The 24,534-nt window shown below is 28.8% G+C and carries 17 protein-coding genes, 1 riboswitch and 1 other annotated feature (1 of these 19 cut by a window edge); of the genes, 2 read left to right on the forward strand and 15 right to left on the reverse strand.

The features are described 5' to 3' along the window. Positions 1–148: 148 nt before the first annotated feature. A complete protein-coding gene (gene dhaS, locus ACZJV1_RS17405; protein WP_411169085.1) occupies positions 149–709 on the reverse strand; it encodes a dihydroxyacetone kinase transcriptional activator DhaS in 561 nt (186 codons plus the stop codon). A 460-nt stretch (positions 710–1,169) separates the two neighbouring features. On the opposite strand from dhaS, the gene ACZJV1_RS17410 reads away from it, so the two are divergent. Next, positions 1,170–2,594 (forward strand): spore germination protein, encoded by a 1,425-nt coding sequence (locus ACZJV1_RS17410; protein WP_460289242.1) that lies wholly within the window; start codon positions 1,170–1,172, stop codon positions 2,592–2,594. Positions 2,595–2,722: 128 nt separating this feature from the next. On the opposite strand, the gene ACZJV1_RS17415 is transcribed toward ACZJV1_RS17410, so the two are convergent. From ACZJV1_RS17415 to ACZJV1_RS17430, 4 genes are all read right to left on the reverse strand, one after another. After that, positions 2,723–3,769: a hypothetical protein gene (locus tag ACZJV1_RS17415; RefSeq protein WP_411169087.1), complete on the reverse strand. Its 1,047-nt coding sequence runs from the start codon at positions 3,767–3,769 to the stop codon at positions 2,723–2,725. A 121-nt stretch (positions 3,770–3,890) separates the two neighbouring features. After that, positions 3,891–4,574, reverse strand: a complete 684-nt coding sequence (locus ACZJV1_RS17420; RefSeq protein ID WP_460289243.1) for an early set domain-containing protein — start codon at positions 4,572–4,574, stop codon at positions 3,891–3,893. Positions 4,575–4,868: 294 nt separating this feature from the next. Then, the gene (locus ACZJV1_RS17425; RefSeq protein WP_463650910.1) at positions 4,869–5,522 is read right to left on the reverse strand and encodes a lysoplasmalogenase; all 654 of its coding nucleotides are present in this window, start codon (positions 5,520–5,522) and stop codon (positions 4,869–4,871) included. 425 nt (positions 5,523–5,947) lie between these two features. Next, positions 5,948–6,883: a DMT family transporter gene (locus tag ACZJV1_RS17430; RefSeq protein ID WP_463650911.1), complete on the reverse strand. Its 936-nt coding sequence runs from the start codon at positions 6,881–6,883 to the stop codon at positions 5,948–5,950. Positions 6,884–7,030: 147 nt separating this feature from the next. On the opposite strand from ACZJV1_RS17430, the gene ACZJV1_RS17435 reads away from it, so the two are divergent. Next, positions 7,031–8,380, forward strand: coding sequence for an aminotransferase-like domain-containing protein (locus ACZJV1_RS17435; protein WP_463650912.1), 1,350 nt, complete (start codon positions 7,031–7,033; stop codon positions 8,378–8,380). Positions 8,381–8,530: 150 nt separating this feature from the next. On the opposite strand, the gene ACZJV1_RS17440 is transcribed toward ACZJV1_RS17435, so the two are convergent. The 10 genes from ACZJV1_RS17440 to ACZJV1_RS17485 all read right to left on the reverse strand — a co-directional run bounded on the left by ACZJV1_RS17440 (position 8,531) and on the right by ACZJV1_RS17485 (position 24,221). After that, positions 8,531–9,271, reverse strand: coding sequence for an amino acid ABC transporter ATP-binding protein (locus ACZJV1_RS17440; RefSeq protein ID WP_460289247.1), 741 nt, complete (start codon positions 9,269–9,271; stop codon positions 8,531–8,533). A 26-nt stretch (positions 9,272–9,297) separates the two neighbouring features. Further along, a complete protein-coding gene (locus ACZJV1_RS17445) occupies positions 9,298–10,065 on the reverse strand; it encodes an amino acid ABC transporter permease (RefSeq protein ID WP_460289248.1) in 768 nt (255 codons plus the stop codon). A 66-nt stretch (positions 10,066–10,131) separates the two neighbouring features. Then, the gene (locus ACZJV1_RS17450; RefSeq protein ID WP_463650913.1) at positions 10,132–10,962 is read right to left on the reverse strand and encodes a transporter substrate-binding domain-containing protein; all 831 of its coding nucleotides are present in this window, start codon (positions 10,960–10,962) and stop codon (positions 10,132–10,134) included. Between the two features lie 145 nt (positions 10,963–11,107). Next, positions 11,108–11,291, reverse strand: a riboswitch (Lysine riboswitch). A 250-nt stretch (positions 11,292–11,541) separates the two neighbouring features. Then, entirely contained in the window at positions 11,542–15,324 is a 3,783-nt protein-coding gene (locus ACZJV1_RS17455; protein ID WP_463650914.1) for a PAS domain S-box protein, read from the reverse strand. 940 nt (positions 15,325–16,264) lie between these two features. After that, positions 16,265–18,358, reverse strand: a complete 2,094-nt coding sequence (locus ACZJV1_RS17460; protein WP_463650915.1) for a 5'-nucleotidase C-terminal domain-containing protein — start codon at positions 18,356–18,358, stop codon at positions 16,265–16,267. Between the two features lie 405 nt (positions 18,359–18,763). Continuing rightward, a complete protein-coding gene (locus ACZJV1_RS17465; RefSeq protein ID WP_463652175.1) occupies positions 18,764–19,747 on the reverse strand; it encodes an ABC transporter ATP-binding protein in 984 nt (327 codons plus the stop codon). A gap of 35 nt (positions 19,748–19,782) precedes the next feature. Next, positions 19,783–20,754, reverse strand: a complete 972-nt coding sequence (locus ACZJV1_RS17470) for an ABC transporter ATP-binding protein (protein ID WP_463650916.1) — start codon at positions 20,752–20,754, stop codon at positions 19,783–19,785. A gap of 2 nt (positions 20,755–20,756) precedes the next feature. Continuing rightward, positions 20,757–21,608, reverse strand: coding sequence for an ABC transporter permease (locus tag ACZJV1_RS17475; protein ID WP_463650917.1), 852 nt, complete (start codon positions 21,606–21,608; stop codon positions 20,757–20,759). A 5-nt stretch (positions 21,609–21,613) separates the two neighbouring features. Next, positions 21,614–22,567, reverse strand: a complete 954-nt coding sequence (locus ACZJV1_RS17480; protein WP_463650918.1) for an ABC transporter permease — start codon at positions 22,565–22,567, stop codon at positions 21,614–21,616. A gap of 76 nt (positions 22,568–22,643) precedes the next feature. Further along, on the reverse strand, positions 22,644–24,221 hold the full coding sequence (locus ACZJV1_RS17485; RefSeq protein WP_463650919.1) for an ABC transporter substrate-binding protein: 1,578 nt from the start codon (positions 24,219–24,221) through the stop codon (positions 22,644–22,646). 96 nt (positions 24,222–24,317) lie between these two features. Then, positions 24,318–24,534 (reverse strand) — a binding site (T-box leader); it runs 25 nt beyond the window's last position.

The raw sequence follows: 24,534 nt of genomic DNA on the forward strand, positions 1-24,534 counted from the left end.
ACCTAAGAATAGCATCATTATACCTAAAATTATTAATGTTTTACTTTCAAATGGTGATCCTGTATTTACTAATTCATCATATTTAGTATTTCATCAGTTACAGATAAAAACATCGAAACAGTTAAACTATATATTGATAAAGATATGTTTAAACTTCATATCTTCTTAATGCTCTTATAAAATTTCCTTCTATTAACTCTCTAAGCTTTTCTATTAAAATCTTTGGATCCTCTCTCATTCCATCTTTCATCCATTGGATTACTAATCCTGCAAAAGCATGTGTATAAAAATTAGCAATAAACTTTTTATCTTCTGCTTTAACGTTCATGTTACTAGATATTTCATTAATAACTCCCATAAGCAAATCATTTATTACAGAAAAAAGATACATATCTAGATGAGTTCTACTTAATGAGTTTAAAGTATTATAACAAAAAGCTTTATTACTTTCTATATATAAAAATATCTTATAGAATCCATCAACCCACGTATTATAACTCTTATATTCTGATATACTTTCAAGGGCTTCGGTTTTATATATCCACTCTACCAAAGCATATATGTCATGAAAATGATAATAAAATGTTTGTCTGTTTAAACTACAATCTTGAACTACATCCTTTACAGATATTTTATGTAATGGTGTTGTCTTCATTAAACTTTTTAAAGATCTAGCTAATGATTTTTTAGTTAATAAAGAACTGGACATATAAATCACCCCTAACTTATTATATATCAAAAAAGCTTCGAAGATTAATCGAAGCTTTTAATGTATTATACTTTAAAATTATATCATCACTTATGTCCTAGTTCAACTTTCAATGAAGACTCTTTATTTTCACTATATCTTAAACTTTTTAATTAGATTATTTAATATATCTGAATAGCTCTTTAATGTTTCTGATTCTCCAGCCATTTCTTGTAATCTAGAAGATTGTTCTTCATATGGTTCAGACATAATAACTTTTGTATGAACTTTTATAATTATTAAATTTAATTAATATTTTATATTTAAATCTAAGGTTAAATAATTATATATATGTGCATTATACTTTTTTAGTTCTCCATAATACTTTTAATATAAAAAAGTTTAGTATATTCTCTTCTAGGATTCACATACTACTTTTATATAAAGATGATTAGACATATATTGTAAAGGAGGTGCCTACATGGCTTTATCTTCAAATTTAAATGAAAATATAAAATTAATAAAGGAACAACTAGCAATAAGTAAAAGTTTTGATATAATTGGCAGAAATATTAATATAGGAAATATAAATTCTTACTTAATTTTTATTGACGGCTTTGCAAAAGACCAAATATTACTTTACGTTATTGAAAGACTTCAAAATCTAAAAAAAGAAGAAATCTCTGCTGACTTTATAGCTAAACTTATCCAAAGTGAAATTGCATATATAGAAGTAGATACCTTTAATACCTTAGAGCCAATGAAAACATCAGTCCTCTCTGGAGGGGCCGCTTTATTAATAGATGGTGAAAATGAAGGAATTATACTAGATGTAAGAGAATATCCTGTAAGAAGTCCTCAAGAACCTGATTTAGAAAAAGTTACAAGAGGGTCAAGAGATGGTCTTGTAGAAACTATTATCTTTAATACAACACTAATAAGAAGGAGGCTTAGAGATCCTAATTTAATATTTGAATTGAAAAATGTAGGAAGTCAATCAAGAACAGATGTAGCTATTGGTTATATTGATAATGTAGTAGATCATAAACTATTAGGTGAACTTAAGAATAAACTAGATGAAATAGATGTGAACGCACTTGTAATGGCAGAAAAGACCCTTGAGGAGCTTTTAATTAAAAAGAAATGGTACAATCCACTTCCTCAAGTTAGATTTACAGAAAGACCAGACGTTGTGGCTGCCCATCTTCTTGAAGGACATATTGCAATAATAGTTGATACTTCTCCAAGTGTAATTCTTCTACCTGTAACAATATTTCATTTTACGCAACATGCTGAAGACTACTATCAAAATCCTTTAGTTGGTACATATTTAAGATGGATAAGATTTTTTGCTATGTTCTTAGCATTTATTATTTCACCATTATGGCTATTATTGGTATATAATCAGGAATTTTTACCTTCTTATCTTGCCTTTATAGGACCTAAAGAAACAGGATATATTCCTCTTTTTATTCAACTTATTATTTTAGAATTTGGTCTGGATTTTTTAAGAACAGCATCTATTCATACTCCTGATGCACTCTCAACATCCCTTGGTATTATAGGAGGTTTAATATTAAGTGAATTGGCCGTAAATGTTGGTTGGTTCGTTCCGGAAACTATATTATATATGGCTATTGCTGCAATAGGTACATTTGCATCACCAAGTATTGAATTTGGTATGGCAATTCGTATTTTTAGATTGTTTTTAATAATATTAACTGGTTTATTCAAAACAATAGGCTTCTCTATAGGCCTAATAATTATTTTAGTAATAATAGGCACAACAAAGGCTTTTGGAAACCAGTCATACCTATGGCCACTAATACCTTTTGATAAAAAAGCATTTTTCAATATGTTTTTGAGAAGACCTATACCCGAAATTAGAAATAATAAAAAATCTTAACTATAACTAACTTGCACTTTCAAGTTGTTGCCCATGATTGATACACAAGAAAAAGAGGATTCAATTTACGAACCCTCTCTTTCCATGTGCCATTATCAAAAGTTATTTTAATACAACACCATTTTCAATTAAGCTAAATTAGGCAATATACCTATGTTACCTTCTAAACTACTGTCATTCTTCTTTTCATATCCATTTTCAATAGCATTGCTTATGTCTTTATATCCCTTGGAAACTGTATCTTTTATATTAGTTACAGCATCATTTATACTATTAGCCACAATTTTACTTGTTTCTTTAACTTCATTTACAACTGATTTTGCTGTATCAATTACATCTCTACTAACTGATATAATCATCTTTTTAACCTCTTGTATATGAGACATTGAACTTTTAATAGAATTTTTTATATTATTATAATCCTTTTTAATTTCATTATATCCTGTTGAAAGTGTATTAGGTATTCTTTTTATAGGATCCTTTATAGAGTTTATTCCATCCTTGGCAATTCCACCAGTTTGAACTATTTTACCTATAACACCACTGTTTGGACTATTCCAAGTTTCTTTAATCTGAACTACTGATGCTCCAACTTTTCCTACTACTTCCATAACATCTGCTCCTACTGAAACAGTTGTCTTTGCTCCTGTTTCAATTAAAGATATAGATGAATTTTTAATATCCTCTGCCGCTTTTTTTAGCTCCACAGAGGCTGTTGTTACTTGTTTAACAGTATTAGATATTCTTGATGCACTATCTGATATTTTATTACCTACTGATTGTAAAGCATCTCTTGTGGTTTTTGATATAGATTTTCCAGTATTAAAAATAGTTTTTGATACTGAACTTACTGTATTAATAACACTTTCACCTACAGAAACTGCTGTTTTAATGAATTTTTTTGATTCACTAGCTACAAATGAAAATTTATCAGATACTGACTTGAAAAATTTCCCTATAGAACTTTTAGTTGTATCTTTTTTTTCAGCTACAACTTTTGGAGAATTTTCTGATATACTAACAATTGAATCCTTATAGTTAGCTGCAGCTGATTTTATGCTAGATGCTTGCTTATCTGTATTACAATTAATACTTTTTGTATTATTATTAAATTTACTGTCATCTTTTTTAGATAAGACATTCACATTTAAACTAACATCACTAGTTATTTTCATAACTTTTCACATCCTTTACTTTTTATAATTTATATACTCACCTTTAGGTGCTTATATCTATATTTAAATAAGTTAATCTTTTTATTTGATACATAATATAAACTATTTTTAATATAAAGTATTAAAAGTACTTTCCTTGTGCTGAATATGTTGCATTTTTTAGCAAATGAAATTCATCTTCTAATATAAATTCACCATCTATAAAAAGCTTCATCTTCCAACTTCCAATAGAATATTCACGAGTATTATCTGTTAAGTCCATCCAAAACCATAACATTATTGGCTTTTTCTCATCTGGTGGGGCAAATAGATTATTCTCATTTATTTGGAATAACTCACCTTTAGGTGTATACCATGCAGCCGTTACAGTATGTAGTCCAGTTACATTTGTAAATTGAAATCTTGTTACTATTTTCTTATCTAACAACAAGTTAAAATTCTTTTTATTTGCAATATTCTCTTTTTCGCTTATTGCAGAACTTATATTATACTTTTCTATATGGGTTGTATATTGAGTATTGTTATACATTCTTTGGTCATTTTCATTAATCATGACTATAGACCAAAGTTCCTCATTATCATCTGGTAAATATATGTTAGCAGCTGAATCATTAAGCTTTAGTTCCCCATTAATAAGAAATTTATATGGGTGCTCTCCTGATTTTAAATTACATTTAAATATCCATTTATTATTGTCTTTAACCATCTTTCCCTTGATAGGATCATAATTATTAAACTTTCCAATTACAGATATAGTTTCAATTGGTAGATAAATATTTTCTTCGTATTCAAAAATTACTTCCATAGCAAGTTATCCTCCTATAAATTTCTAAATTTGTTTCTTATATATATTTTCGTAATATTCTTGATAATATTTAGGCTTTTTTACAAATTATATAGATTATTTTCATAATATTCTGTATATTTATAGCCTTGAGAATCTTTCAAACAAGATTATCTGCAAAAAATCCTTGAAACTTCATAGAAACTACTACCTGTAATATATGAATTTCTCTTTGAATAATTTGGCCATTACTCAAAATTCCCCTAAAAAATCGCTACTATCAAAAACCCTTTTGACAGTAGCGATTTTTATATATTAAAATAAATATCCGCCAACAATTAAAACTTGAGCTAAAACATAAGTTAGCATAATATATACATTTCCATTTTTGAATTTACTTTTAAAAGTATAAAATCCTAATATAGAATCTGAACATAAAAATAACAATGATCCAATAAAAGGAAGTAAAGATGATGTACTAATCCCCATAACTGAAATACGTGCTAAGCTAGCAAAACTCATTGATGAAATAATTGTCACATATACATAGGTAGGTATTTTCATGTTACCTAAATAATTCTTTAATTTTTTCATTACAGCTATAGCTACAATAACATATATTATAATAGAAAGATAAAACCATATTCGTATGTCTTTTGTGAAAGAAATGTCCTGTAAAAAAAGTAAAACATAACAAATATGACCCACTAAAAAAGCTACTAATCCTATAATAAAATAATTTTTTCTTTCAGACCACATTAAAAATACATCACCAATAAAAGCAAATCCTAATGCTAATACAATGAATTTATTAATTTCAGGTACACTTAATATATAATAAATTGCTAGTAATATCATTAAAAATGGCTTAGTGTAGTACCGCCCCTTAATATATTCATTTTTAGTAAAAATCATATGCATGACAAATATTACAAAAAATAATCCCCCAATTATCAATTTCGTCACCATAACCCCTCCTTAAACCCTATAGTAATTTATGTATATTTTACCATATTATTATATATATATGTACATCTAAAATAATTAAATCTGTTATTAGAATATAAAAAGTATATGTTACTTTAATTATTAACTACCTTTAATCTCTTTGTTATAACATCAATAAATCTTATAATTATAAAATAAATGCTATAAGAAAAGCCTAATGTCATTTATGTTAAATAGTATATTTACAGATGTTTTAAACTAGTTTATGGTATAAGTCTCAGTGAATTTAGAAAAGCTTTTTTATTTAATATGTTAAAAAGCTTGAATTAAAGAATATTAAACTTCTCAATTCAAGCTTATAAATAAATTATTATAATAAAATAACACCTATAATAATTACTCTTCTCAAACTTTATTTATTAATTTTTAATATTATTCTCTTATGCTTAACTTTTACACTCCTCTGTTAAATCTCTAGATGAATTATCCAAAAAGTTAGTTCCAATTATTCCGAGTATAATCATAATTGCTCCAATTATATGAAAGTATTTTAATTCTTCTCCTAAGAAAATTACTCCTACAATCATAGTTATTAATGTTGAAAAGTTGCTAAATACGCTCATCTTAGATGCTTCTATCTTAGATAGAGCATAGTTTACTAGCAATGATGTCATTAGAGAAGATAGTATTCCTAAGTACACTATTGATCCTACAAATACCGGATTTGCAAATGGTTTAAAATAAATATTAATTGTTCCTTTGAAAATATGGTTAATAATAGATATGCTATTAAAAAATATAAATCCCATAGAATTTACTATATAAGTTAAAGAAATCGGACTATATCTTACTGACATTCTTTTTGATAATATATTGTTCCCTGCAGATGAAATAGCTGATAAAAGAATAAACAATATTCCCATAAAAATATTACTTTTTAAATCTATACCCTTCATAAAAAATATATAAACTACTCCTAATACAGATAGTAGCATTGATATCTTTTGTAATATACTAGGATTCTCTTTTAAAAATATTATTGATAGTATCATTGTAAAAATAGGAATCGTAGCTTGAATAATTCCTGCTTCTGAAGAAGAAATGTATACTAGTCCAAAAATTTGAAATCCAAAAAACATAATTGGATAAAATAATGAAAGAGGTAAAATATGAATTATATCTTTCTTATTTATATTTAACTTTATCCACCCTAACAAAACAGGTATGGAAGCAAAAATAAATGATACGGTAAACCTATGAGCTAATGTATCGAGAGGGTTAGCTAAAGTTAATGTTAATTTTGAAAATAAAAATGAAAACCCTGTTATAAAAGAATATAGTATGGCGGCTATATACGCCTTTTTTTTATATGAAAATTTCATTATGTATTCCTCCTAAAATTATATATTTATAAGCTTTAAAATTAGACTTAATAAGGTATGTTTATATATTAGTAAATTAATATATATGATACAATATTAATAAAAGCTATCTGTACCGATACAGAATTTAATTCAGAGGTAAAAATCATGTATAAATATCTAGAAATATTAAATAATATTGAGAATTTGATTCAAAATGGAGAATATAAAGAAGGAAATAAGTTACCTTCTATTCGTACTTTTTCTGATATGTATTGTTGCAATAAAAGTACTATAATAAGGGCTTTTAATGAATTAGAAAGAAAACATATAGTTTATTCTATACCCAAAAGTGGGTATTATCTTGTAAAAAGAAAAGTTAATTTTGATAATTCTAAAAGCTCTATATTGGATTTTTCATCTGCATCTCCAGACCCTCAAATTTTTCCATATTTAGATTTTCAGCATTGTATTAACGAAGCAATTAACATATATAAAAATGAGTTATTTATATATGGAACTTCTAAAGGACTGCCATCATTAATTAACGTTATTCAAAAGCATTTAGCTAACTATCAGGTTTTTGCAAATAAAGAAAATATATTTATTACTTCTGGAGTTCAACAAGCATTAGCCATACTAGCTAAATTACCTTTTCCAAATAAAAAAGAAACTATTTTAATAGAGCAACCTGGATATCATTTATTTATAGATTATTTAGAAACTCATAATATACCAGTATTAGGCATTAGAAGAACTAATTCAGGAATTGATTTAAATCAACTTGAGAAATTATTTAGAACAAAAAGCATTAAATTTTTTTATACCATGCCACGATTTCATAATCCATTAGGAACCTCATATTCTCAAGAAGAAAAAAAGGCAATAGTAAAATTAGCAAAAAAATATGATGTATTTATTGTAGAAGATGACTATTTAGCTGACTTAGAAAAAAATTCAAAAGCTGATCCATTATATGCCTATGATAATTTTTCTCATGTTATTTACTTAAAAAGCTATTCAAAAATTATATTTCCTGGATTAAGAATAGGAGTTGCTATCATTCCTGATGCTATTAAAAATGATTTTGGTAAATATAAAAAGCTTATAGATGTAGATAGTCCTATGCTCTCTCAAGCTGCATTAGAAATCTATATAAAAAGCGGTATGTTTGAGCGTCATAAACAAAAAATTAAAGCCTCTTATTCTTTAAGAAGTACTTGCTTAAATTCAACGTTAGAGCATCAATACAAATATTACAGTGATATTTTTAAGTATCATTCTAATAAAAATCAATGTATTCATACCTATATAACTTTTAACGATAAAGTAAATAGTGAGCACCTTTTAAGTAATCTAAAAAAGAAATCTATCATAGTTGCTACTGAGCAAGGTCATTATCTAGATACTTTCCAGAAAGAAAATATTTTGAAATTAAATGTAACAAACGTAAGAGAAGATCTTATTGAAAATGGTATTATTGATATAATTCAAGAAATAAAAAATATGAAAATTTAAGTTATCATAAATATACATTATTCTATAATTAAAACAAGTTACTATATAGACATATTAAAAACTATAATAAATTAAATTGATTATAGTTTACTGAAATGTTTTTCTTATAAAAAATCGCTACTATCAAAATTATTTTGACAGTAGCGATTTTTATATATTATTTAATGTACGTTTTAAAAATTCACGAGTACGCTCTTTAGTTGGATTATTGAATATTTTTTCTGGAGTGCCTTCTTCCTCAATAACTCCATTATTCATAAATACTACACGATCAGATACTTCTTTTGCAAATCCCATTTCATGTGTTACTACTAGCATTGTAAGACCGCTCTCAGCAAGTTCTTTCATAACCTTTAAAACTTCTCCTACCATTTCTGGATCAAGAGCTGATGTTGGCTCATCAAAAAGAATAACATCTGGTTCCATTGATAATGCCCTTGCAATAGCTACACGTTGCTTTTGTCCTCCAGATAACTGTTTCGGTTTAGCATTAATATAGTTACCCATGCCAACAACTTCTAAATATTTCATTGCCACTTTTTCAGCTTCTTCTCTTGAACGCTTTAATACCTTCATTTGTCCTACAACACAATTCTTTAATACATTATGGTTATTAAATAAATTAAATTGTTGGAATACCATACCTAGTTTAGTACGATATTTATATATATTATGGTTATCATCCAAAATATTTTCTTCATTGTAAATTATCTCTCCACCACTTGGTTTTTCTAAAAGATTTATACAACGTAGAAGAGTTGATTTTCCTGACCCAGATGAACCTATTATACAAACAACTTCTCCTTTATTTACTGAAAAGTTAATATCTTTTAATACTTCATGTGTTCCAAAGGATTTATTTAAATGCTTTATATCTATTACTTTTTCCATATTCTCTCCTCCATTAAACTATACTACTACAGTACTTTCTTTTTACGTAGTATATCTTCAGGTGTTTCTACTTGCATTTGATTACCTGCCATAATGTAATTGTCTGGACCATCTATTTTTCTTTCTATAGCTCTTAAAATTCTTGTAATTGTAAATGTCATTACAAAGTAAATTATGCATGATACAAAGAATGACTCAAAATATCTAAAATTATTTCCTGCAATTGATTTAGTTTGGAAAAATAACTCTGATACCGAAATTACATTTAGTACGGATGTATCTTTTATATTTATTACAAACTCATTGCCTGTTGCTGGTAAAATATTACGAATCACTTGTGGTAATACTACATTAATCATTGTTTGAGAATGTGTCATTCCAATAGCTTGAGCTGCTTCAAATTGTCCCTTATCTACTGAAACAATACCTCCTCTAACTATTTCTGACATATATGCACCTGTATTAATAGATACTATAAATAAAGCTGCTACTATTTTATTTATATCTATCCCTAAGAATTGTGCTGATCCATAATAAATTACCATAGCTTGCACAATCATAGGTGTTCCACGGAAAAACTCTATATAAATTGAAAGAATAGCATTAATAAATTTTAAAATTCCTCTTTTAATTCCTCTATCTGGTACTGGAATAGTACGTACAACACCTACTAATAAACCAATTAATGAACCTACTAAAGTACCAACTATAGAAATTAATAATGTCATTCCTGCCCCACGTAAAAACATTGGCCAGTTATTTTCAACAATTCTTATTATCCATTCTATACTCATCTTTTATTCTCCTTATTAAATATAATAAGAGGGAATTGGTTAAGGCTAACCAATTCTACTCTAGCTTTATTGAGCTGCTGGTTGATTTTTAATAGCATTGTCCATTATTGTTTTTTGCTCTTCTTGTGATATACCAGCTAAAATTTCATTTATTTTTTTAGTTAACTCGCTATTTTTTGCAAGCCCTACTGCTATTGCTGTATCTTCTGGTGATGTTACAAATCCATCTTTGAATTCAATCATTTTAAAGTTTGAATTAGCCATTTGAGCACTTACAGCTTCTGGTCTTTCTGTTACATATCCATCAATTACTCCTGACTCAAGAGCAACTCTCATAGCTGGAAAGTTATCCATAGCTGGTTGTATATTTACACCTGGAATTTGATCTATTACTGAATAATGGAATGTATTTAATTGAGCTGTTATTTTAGCTCCTGAAAAATCTTTTAATGAAGTAGCATTTTCGTAGGTTCCTCCATTTTTAACAAGCATAACTAAATCTGATGTATAATAGTTATCTGAAAAATCAATTGTTTCTTTACGCTTTTCTGTTGGAGACATCCCAGCTATTATTGCATCTATTTTACCTGATGTTAATGCTGGAACTAATCCATCCCACTCTGTTTTAACAATAACTAATTTTTTTCCTAATCCATCAGCTATTTTTTTGGCAATTTCTACATCATAGCCTCCTGCGTATTCTGCACTTCCATCAATTTTTACTGCACCATTTGAATCATTCATTTGTGTCCAGTTAAATGGTGCATATCCTGCTTCAAGTCCCACCCTAAAGACATTTTCACCTTTATTTGCTGATGATTTTCCTGAGCCACACCCTGTTAGTGTTAACATTGCTGTCAATGATAATGAAATTAATAATGATAGTTTTTTCTTCATAGTAAATCCTCTCCTTTTTTATAATAAAAAAACCAACCTTTACTTAGGTTGGTGCTATCTTAAATATTCGGATAATTAACTATAAAAAAATAACTGAGCAAAGCTCAGGTCTACTTATATAATTAACCTAATCCTCATCTTTCCCATTTGAGATAGCACAACTTAATAAACCGGGACATTTATTAAGACAGTCCTGTAGTTCTTAACTACAGACCCAGCAAGTAATACTGAGAAATATTACAAACTTCGGCAAAATCTCCTTCTCATTAGCATCATCACCTTCTCAAGCTCCACTAAAAACTGTTAAATTTTGCGCCTCTACCTCACATATAAAAGTGAGGTATTTATTAAATTATATACAGTGTACAATCTTATTTCATTATTGTCAATACCTAAAAAAGAATTTTTTCAATATTTTATTAATTTGAAAATTTAGAACAATATATTATAATTAAAAAATTTAAGAACCCTAAATTTCCTTAGGATTCCTAAACTATATGTTATACATTCTAATTTATATAAAATTTATTATTAAATTTTATATTTTAAATCTTTGAACGAAATTATTAAGCTTCTTTTTTATTCCTCATTTAGCACCTTTTCAATGAATAATTTAACTATTTCTGGGTCAAACTGAGTTCCAGCATTTTTTCTTATTATTTCAATTGCATCAGATTTGCTTAAGTTTTTCCTATAAGGTCTATCTCTAGTCATAGCATCATAAGCATCAGCCACTGCTATAACCCTAGCTTGCCAAGGTATCTCTTCTCCTTTTAGTCCTTTAGGATATCCCTTTCCATCCCACCTTTCATGATGTGCTAAAGCATACTCTGCAATTGGTGCATATTCATTTAAAGAGCTTAATATCCTATATCCAATTTCAGGATGCCTCTTGATTTCTAGCCACTCAGAATCACTAAGCGAACCAGGTTTATTCAGAATTTTTCCATCAATGGCTATTTTCCCTATATCATGCATCAGTCCTGCCGTTCTAAGCTCTCTTATATTTGCATCACTTAAATTTAAAGTAGATGCTATTAAAGCACATATTTCTCCGACTCGTATGGAATGCTTCTCTTCTCTTTCATTTTTTTCGTATAAAGTTTTTATTATTACCTCTATAGTCTTATACCTCATACTGGTACTTTCAGATAACTTTCGCCTATACATATAGTCTTCAGCTTTCTTAAATACTGCTAGCATTTCCTCATTCTCTTCTATTTTAGTTTTCCACCCATAAGAAATTGATACATTAATCGAATTAAATTTTTCCTTATCAATAGCACTATTTATTCGATTTAAAATCTTTTCTGTTTCCTCAGAACTAGTTTCAGGCAATATAATTGTAAATTCATCTCCACCTATCCTAGAAATAATATCCTCATTTCTACACTCTTTTTTTATCACCTTAGCAACTTTTTGTAAAAGTTTATCTCCCTCTAAATGACCAAAAGCATCATTAGTTAGTTTTAATCCATTGACATCAATTATAACAAGAGTTATTGGAAGATTACTTTTAGTATCTAACCTCTTTAATTCCTCTTCAAAAAATCTTCTATTATATAATCCAGTTAGTTGGTCATAAAAGCTTAAATATTCAATTTTTTCTTGCCTTTCTTTCTTCTCACTAACATCTCTAAATGCTAACGCTACTCCATTAATAACATCATTTTCACCTTTAATTGGAGCTGCACTATCTTCGATAAATCTTTCTTCTCCATCTTTAGATATTAAAATGGAATTATTACAAAGTTCAACTATATTACCTGTTCTTAGAACATTATATACAGGATTATTACACTTTTCTCTTGTAAATTCATCAATAATATTAAATACTTCTTCTAATGGTTTACCAACAGCCTCTTCTTGTGTCCATCCAGTTAACTTCTCAGCTATTCTGTTTAATAGCAATATATCTCCATGACTATCAGTAGAAATAACACCATCACCAATAGAAAGGAGAGTTGTTTTTAAACGTTCTTTTTCATCAAATATTATCTCTTCCATTCTTTTACGCTCTGTAATATCCTCCACAATACCTATTCCCCCTTCAATGCTCTTATCATCTGAAAGTATTGTGGCAAACATCACTCTTACTGATGTTATCTTATTTCCTGTAAACGACTTGTAATTCCCCTCATAAGTTGTCTCATATCCATGAAGTGCTCTTTTTATTTCTTCTATTAACTTTTCATCTGGTAGCTTAAGAGTATTCAACCCTATCAGTTCCTCACGAGATGATCCAATTATTTTTACAAAATTGTCATTACAATCAGTAATAACTCCCCTACTGTCAAAATGGTAAACACCAAGTGGAGAATATTCAAAAATCAAACGATATTTTTCTTCACTTTTCATCAGTTCATTTTCAACTTGCTTTCGATGATTGATATTACTACGAGTACCACTCATTAATAAAGGCTTACCATTAGAATTCCATGAAGTTATTTTCCCCCTATCTTGTACCCAGATCCAACTACCATCTTTGTGCTTCATACGAAGTTCCATATCATAATAATCTATTTCTTTTGAAAATATTTTCTTTAATTGAATCCTACATTTTCTTAAATCTTCAACATGAAAGAATCTTTTTAAATCTTTAGAATTAATTATTGATAGTTCATTAAACTTGTAACCAATTATCTCTGCCCATCGCTCATTAAATACTATTTCTCCTTTTTCAATATCCCATTCCCAAGTACCTACATTAGTACCTTTTAGAATATTTTCTAATCTTTCTCTTTCTATCCTTAATAAATTCTCTGTTCTCTTTTGTGTAATAACCATACCTAATTGTCTAGTGTACATTTCTGCTATAATTTCATTATTAAAGCTTTTCTCATTAGGCATAATAAAGGTAAAATCCCCGAGAATAGTATTATTTTTTAGAATTTTAATTACAATAATTTCTCCAATATCAAATGTATTTACTAATAGATCAAGTAGAGGTTCAGAAATAAAATCACCTGTAAATTCCTTTAACGAAGTAAACCGTGTAACTATCTTGTCTTTTATTTTTTCAGCCCTTATTAAATCATACGCCCAGTTGTTACCCTCTACTTTTATACCTAACAACTGAATAGCTTTTTTTATTAAATCATTGTCACCTGATATAGCCATGGTCTTATATTGTTTGCCAACTTCATCATATAAATTGAATGCAGCAAATTTAGCTCTTGACATATGTAAAAAGTCATCAGTAATTTTTTGATAATTCAACTCTTTTTCATATAACTGTAGAAATTCTTCTGAAAAACTCACCATTTTTTTTAATAAATTTTGTTCTTCTATTTTTTCTGTAATATCACGAGCAGCAGCATATATTAAATTATCATATGGTTGACAACGCCATTCTATATATCTATAAGAACCGTCTTTGCATCTATATCTGTTTACAAGATTTAAAACCTGCTCTTGCTTTTCAAGTTTCCTAATAGCTTCAATAGTAACTTCAACGTCTTCAGCATACACAAATTTAATAAAATTACTTTTCTCTATATATTCTTTAGAATATCCTAGGATATTTTCCCATTCCTTGTTGACATTAAGAAAATTACCTTCTGTATCCGCTATACATAGCAAGTCCAAATTTACAGAAAAAAACTTTTCCAATTCTTGTGTTTTTTTCAACAAATAATCTTCAAGTTTTTTTTGCTCAGTAAAATTAATAATACTTACAATATACCCTTTTTCTATTCCAATTCCAGTATGTTTAATATCTGCTTTGAACCACTGCTCACTATTCTGTAAAGGTGATTTATAAATAATAGATTCTTTTTCTCCAGAAACTACTGCCTTTTCAAAAGAAGAAATAAATATTTTTGTCAATTCTTCAGAAAAAAGTTCTTTAATAGTTCTACCAATAATTTTTTCCCTAGGCATAAACAGATGGTTATCATCAGAAACAATTATATTATTAAACCTATAATCTTTATCTAGTTCAAAAATAATATCATTTAATGTGGTCAGTATGGCTGTCTTTTCTTCCACTCCTCTCATTTCTGCAGTTACATCAATAAAAATTGTTATGAAATAATATTCTTGTGGAGAGTATACTTTTACTCTATACCAACGCTTTAAAATTTGTGAATATTGTTCGAATTCTTTTTCACCACCATTAATAGCAATTTCTCCATAAAGTTTTATCCAATCAAATTCATCTTTTTTAATTTCAGGTAATATTTCAGATATTTTTTTACCAACAATTTCTGAAGCCTTTAGACGTGTAATTTTTGCAAATGAATCATTAATTTCAAGAAATTCATAATCACAAGGATTACCTTGTTTGTCGCATATTATCTTGTGATATGCATATCCTATTGGTAATTTTCCAATTAATTGTTTGTAAAAATTATCGTTCATATTTTATTACCTCCATATTTATTTTTAGTTAATTATTTGCTATTCATTTTTTGATACTAGCTATAAAATTTCTTTTCTCTCGTTTCTACCTATCCTTTAATACAAAGAATCTATTCCTATACTTAGGCAAACCGTAATTTATGGCGATGATTCCCGTGAAGTTACTAATACACAGTTTTATATCACCATATATTTAAATATATATTATATATCGACATCATTCTACCATACTTGACAAAATATGATTGCTCGTAATAAAAAATTAATAGTTACACTTAAGTACTCTGGAACGTAATTAAATAGTGTAAATAGCATATAAAATAAAAAAGTGAGCATATACAAGTTTACTTGTTCCGTCACTCTGCTCCAGTTCAATACAAACTTACATATGTCCACTTCCCAAATGAAAGTAAGGAGATTATTAACTTATTTTTTCTAAATTTAAGTTCTTTAAAACATAATAATATGTATCTAATAACTTGTTTAAAGCATAACTTCATCTTCTAAACAAATATTATTAACCCCTCATTTTAATTTAATTAGACCATGTTTATTAATCATAATTAATTCTTTTACTGGTTTAGACTCAATGTTATTAATGGGTACATTATTAGCTTTTAAAGATTTTATTAATTTACTGTATAATAAGTAGTATTCTCTTTCAATTTCATAAAAAATCATTTAAATGAATTTCAAATATAATTTACATTTTACAATTCTATAATTTTATTTACAAAAAAATATTCCCTCAAACCTAAGTCTGAGGGAATCTAAAAATCACTTTAATATTTACTTAAAATCTTTAATACAATCCTATTTCTTTGCTAGTAGCGATCTTATAGTGCAAGAAATTTATCTTTTATTTCTCATTTCTATCATGTACCCATATATTGGAGTAGGCATCCCAAATCTTCCGGAAACCTCCATAATTTAACCAGTATTATAAGCTAGCTTTCTTTTTTCTCTTAATCAAAATAGCTCCTGATAATATAAGTATGCTAGCAAATACTAAAATTTGATTTGGACTAACTGCTGATCCTGTATTAGGAAGATTTCCTCCCTTACCTGCATCTTCACTAATTGAAGTGTTTCCCTTGTCAGTATCTACTTGGTTATCTTCTGTATTTGTACCTGTTTCTGAATTATCCCCAGGATTAGTATTTGTTTCATTATCATCAGTATTATCTACCGGTAAATCCTTTTTATTTATAGAAGCTGTAGCAGTATAAACAACTCCATTTTTATCTGTTGTTGTAGGTATTTCCAATTCTCCACTTCTAACCAATTCAGCTACTTTTCTATAATCTGCAGAATCTCTATCTATTCCAACTATTCTCCAATTATCTTGTTTTTTACTTTCAACTACTCCATTTTTAACTTCTTTTATATATTTGATAGTTAAATTTCTTATAGTTCCTTCCTCTTCTCCAAAAATTAATTTTGAATCAAAATTCGTTTTCTTGATTGAATCTTTTTCACTTTCAAATATTCCGCCTTTAGCTAAAAGCTGATCCATTCTATAGGAGTTCATTCCTAACTTAATTTTATCAGTATCTTTTATTGGTGCTCCATTTTTATACTTTAAATCTGCTATTCTGTTTCCTGATTCCTTAGTTAAATCAATTGTATAATTGATTCCACCAAAATAATCGTTTGTACTATACTTAGATGCTCTTCTTGTAGGATTGAAACTTATAGTTATGTCTCCATCCTTTAATGTATTATAGTAGTCTGCTGACCATTCCATATATTTTTTTAGTTGAGCTCCTGTAACTTCATATACTGTTACTTCTCCACCCGCATATGTATAATTAAATGCAATATCTTTTCTTTTTATCGGCCCTACATTAAGCTTAGCTTTTTCATTGTCTGTTCCTAAGGAAACTACATCAGCTTTACTATAATAAAGAGCTGCTTCATGGAAAAGATCTATAAGAGGTGTGTCTTCTAAGTGAATTGTTGGAATTCCTGGAATCTCATCTGGATCTACCATATTAACACCTTTTACTTCCCCAATTACAATATTTGCATCTGCTCTTAGTTTATCATGATAAGGCTTAACTAAAGCTTCAATATTTTTATCAGATTCTACCCCTTTAATAGTATAACTGCTGTCATTTAATGAACTCTTATCTAAAGCTAGTTTGTTATTACTATCCTTCTTAAAAGTAAGATCAATCCTTGATAAATATTGTCCATATTTTCCTGGCTCTACTATTCTTACTCCATTTATTGCCTTATCCTTAACTAATTGATGCATATGTCCTGCAAAAATAACATCAAGTTCTGGGCATGCATTGGCTACATCTGTTACACCAGTATCTGATATGTTATTTTCATTATCAACACCCATATGCATAATTCCAATCATTGCATCTACTTTTCCATTTAACTCTGCAATAATTTTTTGTGTTTCTTCTATAGGACTTTTAAATTTCATAAATCCTATTTGCTCTGGTGTTTTAAATTGTTCAACCATTGGAGTTGTTATTCCAATAAGTGCAATTTTCAATCCATCTCTTTCAACTATTTTATAAGGCTCAATAAACCTTGTTCCATCCTGCTTATAAATATTTGCTGATATAGGTGTCATTGTTGATCCTACTAATTGATCTGTTGCTCTTTTTAGAACATCAAGACCAAAATCAAATTCATGATTTCCTAATGTCCATGTATCATACTTCATTTCTTTCATTGCTAGTAATATAGGTTGTACATAACCATCTTTAAATGTCTCAATAAAGTTACCTTGAATTGAGTCTCCTGCATCAATCAAGATTGTATTTGGATTTTCCTTTCTTACATCAGAAACTACCTTAGAAATTTGTGATAAACTTCCTGATACATTTGCTGAATCAGATGCATAATCCCATGGTACTAATGTTCCATGTAAATCTGAAGTGCCAAGTATTGTTACTTTCACCTCTGATTTTTCCTCTGCTTGTACAGTTTTTCCATTAGAATAAATTGTTCCGTTAAGTAAAACTGCGGTGCTTAAGATAGTAGTTAAAACTCTGTTTCTAATATTTCTCATATTTTCATCCCCTTATAACTTTATATATAATCGATAAAATTATATACCATGAAAATTATAACACTGATATACTTCCATGTAAACATTTACCATAGTTTCGTTTGAGTAAAAAAACCTATTTAATACTAAATCCAAATGGTGTTATTTGTTTCAATATGGTATCTACACTCTTTATTAACATAGTTTTTAATGTACTTTGTTATTGTGGTGAATTCTGCACGTCCTAAAATATAACAAAATTTCTTCGCAAAAGGAAATAAGAGTCTAAAGGTGAGACGCCTTATCTAAGTAATTCTAATGTTTTATACAAACAAATTGCCTTTTTATATCATAAAAAGGTAGTTTCCAAAGAAACTACCTTTTATCTTAAAAACATAAATATTAAAAACCATCTATCCTTATATTCTAATATAAGTGACAAGCTACAAAATGTCCAACTCCTACTTCCTTCATTTCTGGTTGAACCTCCTTGCACTTTTCTGTCGCATATGGACATCTAGTGTGGAATCTACAACCTGATGGAATATCTATTGGGCTAGGTATATCTCCTTTAATAATTTGTATTTCAGAAGTCCTTGCCTTTTTAGGATCAGCTACTGGTATAGCTGATAAAAGTCCTTTTGTATATGGATGAAGTGGATCTTTATATAAATCATTACTCTCAGATATTTCTACTATTTTCCCTAAATACATTACCCCAATCCTATCTGAAATATGCCTTACCATAGACAAGTCATGGGCTACAAAAAGGTAAGTTAATCCCATTTTTTCTTGTAAATCTTCTAACATATTTATTACTTGAGCTTGTATTGATACATCTAATGCTGAAATAGGTTCATCACATAATATAAAATCTGGCTCTGTTGATATTGCTCTTGCAATTCCTATTCTCTGACATTGTCCACCACTAAACTCATATGGGAATTTTTCCATATCAGATTTTTTCAGACCAACCATTTCAAGTAATTCTTGTATTTTATTATCCCTTTCTTCTTTTGTTAAATTTGTATGCAATGCTAAAGGCTCATCAATTAATTCTTTAACATTCATGTTGGGATTTAATGATGAATATGGGTCTTGAAAAATAGTTTGCATTTTTCTATAAAAACTTTTCATATCTCTTCTATTAAATCTAGCAATATTAGTCCCCTCAAAAAATATATCTCCAGATGTTATATCATAAAGCCTAGTAATTGATCTTCCAAGAGTTGATTTTCCACAACCTGATTCTCCAACTAGACCAAAAGTCTCTCCTTTTTTTATTTCAAAGGAAACTCCATCAACAGCTTTTACAAACTTCTTTTCACCTTTTAAAAACTGATTTTTTACTGGAAAATACTTCTTTAAGTCTCTTACTTCTATTAACACATCATTAGACTTCGTCACTATAACTTCCCTCCTAACTACTTATATTATAAATTTCTCTACTTCGCTAAGAAGCACATAGCTTTATGTGTATTACTGAAATTCTTATATACAGGCATTTCATCAAAACATTTTTTATTTGCAAATTGACATCTTTCTGCAAAGGGACATCCCTTAGGTGGATTTAAAAGAGATGGCGCTGAGCCATTTATTGGCTTAAGTCTTATCTTTTCATCACCTTCGATTTTAGGTATAGAATTTAATAATGCTTTTGTATATGGATGTTTAGCATCATAGAATATTTCATCTATAAGTCCTTCCTCCATTATTAGTCCTCCATACATAACCTCGACTCTATTACATAGACTAGCCACTACTCCAAGGTCATGAGTTATAAGAATAATAGACATATTATTCGTTTCTTTCAAGGATCTTAACAGGCCTAAAATTTGTGCTTGTATTGTGACGTCAAGAGCCGTTGTTGGTTCATCTGCAATTAAAAGCTTTGGGCTACATGCAAGAGCCATAGCTATTAGCACTCTTTGCCTCATTCCACCACTAAATTCATGAGGATATTGATCAATTCTCTTCTCTGGCATAGGTATTCCTACCTCACGTAAAACCTCTATTGCCATTTTTCTTGCTTCCTTTTTATTTATATCCTTATGTCTAACTAGTACTTCTACTATATGATCCCCTATTTTTTTCAATGGATTTAATGCAGTCATAGGGTTTTGAAATATCATAGCAATTTCTTTCCCTTTAATACCTTTTGCTTCCTTTGAATCTAATTTTAAAATATCTTTGCCATCAAAATAAACTTCTCCGGAATCTATCTTCGCATTTTCTGGAAGTATTTGCATTACCGATCTCATAAGTACACTTTTTCCACTACCAGATTCTCCAACAATTCCAAGTATATCACCAGAATTAACATGGAAGCTAACCCCTCTTACAGCTTCTATTTTATTATTTTTACTGTGAAAATTTGTTTTAAGATTGTTAACTTTAAGAAGTGTTTCATCTTTCATACTTATCTTTCACCCCCTGAAATTTTAGGTTCAACAAATACTCTTAAGACATTACCTAATTTATTAAATGAGTATATTGTTAATACTATTAATAATCCTGGTAATATGGCCATATAAGGAGCACTTTGTAAGTTTGTTTGAGCATTTTGAAGTAGGTTTCCCCAAGAAGACATAGGTTGCTGAATTCCAAGTCCTAGGAAGCTTAATGAGGATTCCGTCATTATTGCGCTAGCAATACTTGATGTTGAAGCTATTATTATAGTAGGAAATACACTAGAAATTATATGCTTAAATATTATTTTATTAGATGATTCCCCTATAGAAATTGCATAAAGAACATACTCTCTCTCCTTTATTGAAAGTGTTTCTGCACGAACTAACCTTGCAGTTTCCATCCAAGAAAATAAGCCTATTACAATTATTATTGCTTGAAGCCCTGGCTTTAAAAATATGCTTATTACAGTTACTAATATCATCCATGGAATAGATGATATTAAATCAACAAATCTCATAAGAATACTATCTATCTTTCCACCAAAATATCCACTTATAGTACCAAAGGCTACCCCTATACTAGTGGAAATAATCATAGCAAGGACTCCAACTGTAAGAGATACTCTTCCTCCATATACAGTTCTTACAAAATAATCCCTTCCTAACTCATCTGTACCGAATAAATGAGTTAAGCTAGGGGATTGCAGTATATTTGATGTATTTGTAACATTAGGATCTATAGGTATTACAAATGCAAATGTTGAAATAACTACTATAAATATTAGAAATCCTATTGAAATTAAAGCACTCTTATTTCCTTTAAGTTCATCCTTAACATTTTTTATTCTTCTACTATTCATATTTCTTACCCCATTTCCTTTATTCTAGGGTCAATCAGAGAATATAGTATATCGGATAATAAGTTACCTATTATAACTAAAGAAGATGATAATAGTAAAATTGCCATGATAACTGGATAATCTAAGGCACGAACAGCATTTACAAAATATGGCCCAACTCCTGGCCATCCAAATACTGTTTCTGTTATCATTGCTCCTGTAATTAACATAGGTAATGCCATACCACTCTTTGTGACTATAGGTAAAAGTACATTTTTACATACATGGTTAAAAAGTATTTCTCTTTTACTTGCTCCAAAAGCATTTTGTACAATTACATATTCTTCTGAAATTTGTCCTATAGTTGATGATCTTACATATCTTATTAAATCTGGTAGATATGCAATAACTAAAACAGTGCATGGCATTATAAAATGGAGTAAGAAATCTGAAATTGAGCCTTTTACCCCTATGGTGTTCATCCCCAATATAGGAAGAATACCAAACTTATATCCAAATACAAATATCATAATCATCGCAAACCAAAAACTAGGTATAGCTATACCTATTGAACAAAAACCATCTATTATTTTATCTACTAATTTATCTTTATTTGAACCTGATATTAAACCAAGAACTATTGATATTACAATGGCAATTAAATAAGATGGTAATACTAAAGCAATAGTTGCTGGTATTCTTGCAACCAAATCATTTGAAATACTTTCATGAGTTATTATTGAATATCCAAGCTGTCCACTCAATACTCCTTTAAGCCATAAAAAATATTGAACATACACTGGTTTGTCAAATCCGTATTTAGCCTTTATAAGGTCTACTGTTTCTTGTGGCATCTTTGGCGTAATCATTGTATCAATTGCATTATATGGGGCTAACTGAATTAAAACAAAACATATTATAGAAATTAATAATACCAATGGAATCGCTTGAAGGATTCTTTTTACTATATATTTTGCCACTTACTCTCACTTCCTTAATAAAAAACTATATATTGGGAATAAGATCTTATTCCCAATATACTAAAATTCAAATTTATTATTTAAAATATAATTTAGACATATCTTCAAAAGTATAAACTGGAACTAACTTAGCCTCTTCTACTCCACCTAAGTTAGAACTCATAACTACAATTCTCTTATTTTCAAGTATTGGATAAAAATACGCATTATCTTGAAGTTTCTTTTGAACATTATTGTATATTTCTTTTCTCTTCGCCTCGTCAGTTTCTACTCTTCCAGCATTAAATAAATCATCAATTTCTTTATCTCCAAAGTGACTATAATTAGATGGGCTATCTGATGTAAATAATGAATTAAATGTATCAGGATCTATTCCCATAATATATCCACCTAGGAACATATCATAATCAGTATCTTTATTTTTCATTTGTTGACTTATTGCTGTTGACTCACCTGCAGCTAGTTCAACATTTATTCCTACAGCTTTAAGATTTTGTTGAATTATAGCAGCTTCTTTTTGGGAAGGCACATCATTTGAAGAATAGCCAAGTTTAAGTGTAAGCCCAGAAACTCCAGCCTTTTCTAAAAGTTCTTTAGATTTATTTTGGTTAAAATCATACTTTTCAACATTATCTGTATGGAATGGATTTTCATTTGGAAGGAATGTATAAGCTTCAGCAGCATACTCTTCTGATCCAAAAGCAGCATTAATTAAATCTTTTCTATTTAATCCATATAATATTGCTTGTCTCACATTAGCATCCTTAAGTTTTTTTGAATTAGAATTAAGAACTAGGTAACCCACTCTACCTTCATCATATTTGTAAGTGGTTAAGCTATTATTCTTTTCTAAATCGGATAAATCGCTTGATTGAACAGATAATGCATTAATTTCTCCTTTTTGAAGAGAAAGTTTAGCTGTATTAGCATCTGGTATTACTCTAAAAATAACATTTTGAATATTTGGCTCTCCTAAGAAATAATCATCATTTTTTGTGAACTTTACATATTGACCAGCTTTGTATTCTTCTAACTTGTATGGTCCAGTACCTACTGGTGTTGCATTTTTAGGACTATTTTCAAAATTAGTCTCATCCTTATAGATATGCTCTGGCATTATAAAGATGTTAGCTAAAAGCTCACTTCCAGGTGCACTAACTTCTGGAAGTGTAAAGTCAACTGTATAATCATCTACCTTTGTAACCTTTACTGGTTTTCCATTAAATATTAATTGGCTATATGCCCAACCAGCATTTTTTTCTTTTAACATTTCATTATAGGTGAAAACTACATCGTCTGCAGTAAAATCTTCTCCATCACTCCACTTGACATCTTGTCTAAGTTTTGCTGTATAAGTTAATTTATCTTCTGATTGTGTCATACTTTCTGCAAGAAAATAATTAATTCCATCTGCATTATACATATATAACGGTGAATACAATGCCTTTATTGTCATTAATCCAAAACGATCACTTGTTGTTATTACATTTACAGAATTACCTGGATCACCTGGTATTCCATATACAAAAGTATCTGATTTAGCTGCAGCTCCATTTTCATTTGAGCTTGTCCCTTTATTTGTTCCGCATCCTGTCAATATCATTGTTGCGGTTATTATTCCTGTTAATATTTTTGATAGTTTTTTGAATTTCATTTTAATCCCCCTTAAGATTAATTTATATTTATAAGAATTAGAGCCTTTGTTCTTCAAACTCCGGATTTTGAAAAACAAAAAAACTCCGCCTCTATTTTCAGAGGCGAAGCTTTAACTTCGCGGTTCCACTCTGATTTTTATGCAATTGCATAAAATCTCATCAATTCGGTACAAACATACCTCAACGCTTTAACGGGCGTTCCCGCTGAAGTCTACTATTATTTCGATTCAGGGCTCAAAGATGCACTTCAATTAAGTTCCACCTAAAATCTCTTTCAGCCTAGGAGATTTCTCTCTGTAAATTTTCCTTAAC

Source organism: Clostridium sp. LS3 (assembly GCF_055330225.1).

What these genes read in the sequence shown, in the direction of transcription:
- dhaS (WP_411169085.1), bottom strand. Translation starts at nt 709, where the DNA reads ATGTCCAGTTCTTTATTAACTAAAAAATCATTAGCTAGATCTTTAAAA.
- ACZJV1_RS17410 (WP_460289242.1), top strand. Translation starts at nt 1,170, where the DNA reads ATGGCTTTATCTTCAAATTTAAATGAAAATATAAAATTAATAAAGGAA.
- ACZJV1_RS17415 (WP_411169087.1), bottom strand. Translation starts at nt 3,769, where the DNA reads ATGAAAATAACTAGTGATGTTAGTTTAAATGTGAATGTCTTATCTAAA.
- ACZJV1_RS17420 (WP_460289243.1), bottom strand. Translation starts at nt 4,574, where the DNA reads ATGGAAGTAATTTTTGAATACGAAGAAAATATTTATCTACCAATTGAA.
- ACZJV1_RS17425 (WP_463650910.1), bottom strand. Translation starts at nt 5,522, where the DNA reads ATGGTGACGAAATTGATAATTGGGGGATTATTTTTTGTAATATTTGTC.
- ACZJV1_RS17430 (WP_463650911.1), bottom strand. Translation starts at nt 6,883, where the DNA reads ATGAAATTTTCATATAAAAAAAAGGCGTATATAGCCGCCATACTATAT.
- ACZJV1_RS17435 (WP_463650912.1), top strand. Translation starts at nt 7,031, where the DNA reads ATGTATAAATATCTAGAAATATTAAATAATATTGAGAATTTGATTCAA.
- ACZJV1_RS17440 (WP_460289247.1), bottom strand. Translation starts at nt 9,271, where the DNA reads ATGGAAAAAGTAATAGATATAAAGCATTTAAATAAATCCTTTGGAACA.
- ACZJV1_RS17445 (WP_460289248.1), bottom strand. Translation starts at nt 10,065, where the DNA reads ATGAGTATAGAATGGATAATAAGAATTGTTGAAAATAACTGGCCAATG.
- ACZJV1_RS17450 (WP_463650913.1), bottom strand. Translation starts at nt 10,962, where the DNA reads ATGAAGAAAAAACTATCATTATTAATTTCATTATCATTGACAGCAATG.
- ACZJV1_RS17455 (WP_463650914.1), bottom strand. Translation starts at nt 15,324, where the DNA reads ATGAACGATAATTTTTACAAACAATTAATTGGAAAATTACCAATAGGA.
- ACZJV1_RS17460 (WP_463650915.1), bottom strand. Translation starts at nt 18,358, where the DNA reads ATGAGAAATATTAGAAACAGAGTTTTAACTACTATCTTAAGCACCGCA.
- ACZJV1_RS17470 (WP_463650916.1), bottom strand. Translation starts at nt 20,754, where the DNA reads ATGAAAGATGAAACACTTCTTAAAGTTAACAATCTTAAAACAAATTTT.
- ACZJV1_RS17475 (WP_463650917.1), bottom strand. Translation starts at nt 21,608, where the DNA reads ATGAATAGTAGAAGAATAAAAAATGTTAAGGATGAACTTAAAGGAAAT.
- ACZJV1_RS17485 (WP_463650919.1), bottom strand. Translation starts at nt 24,221, where the DNA reads ATGAAATTCAAAAAACTATCAAAAATATTAACAGGAATAATAACCGCA.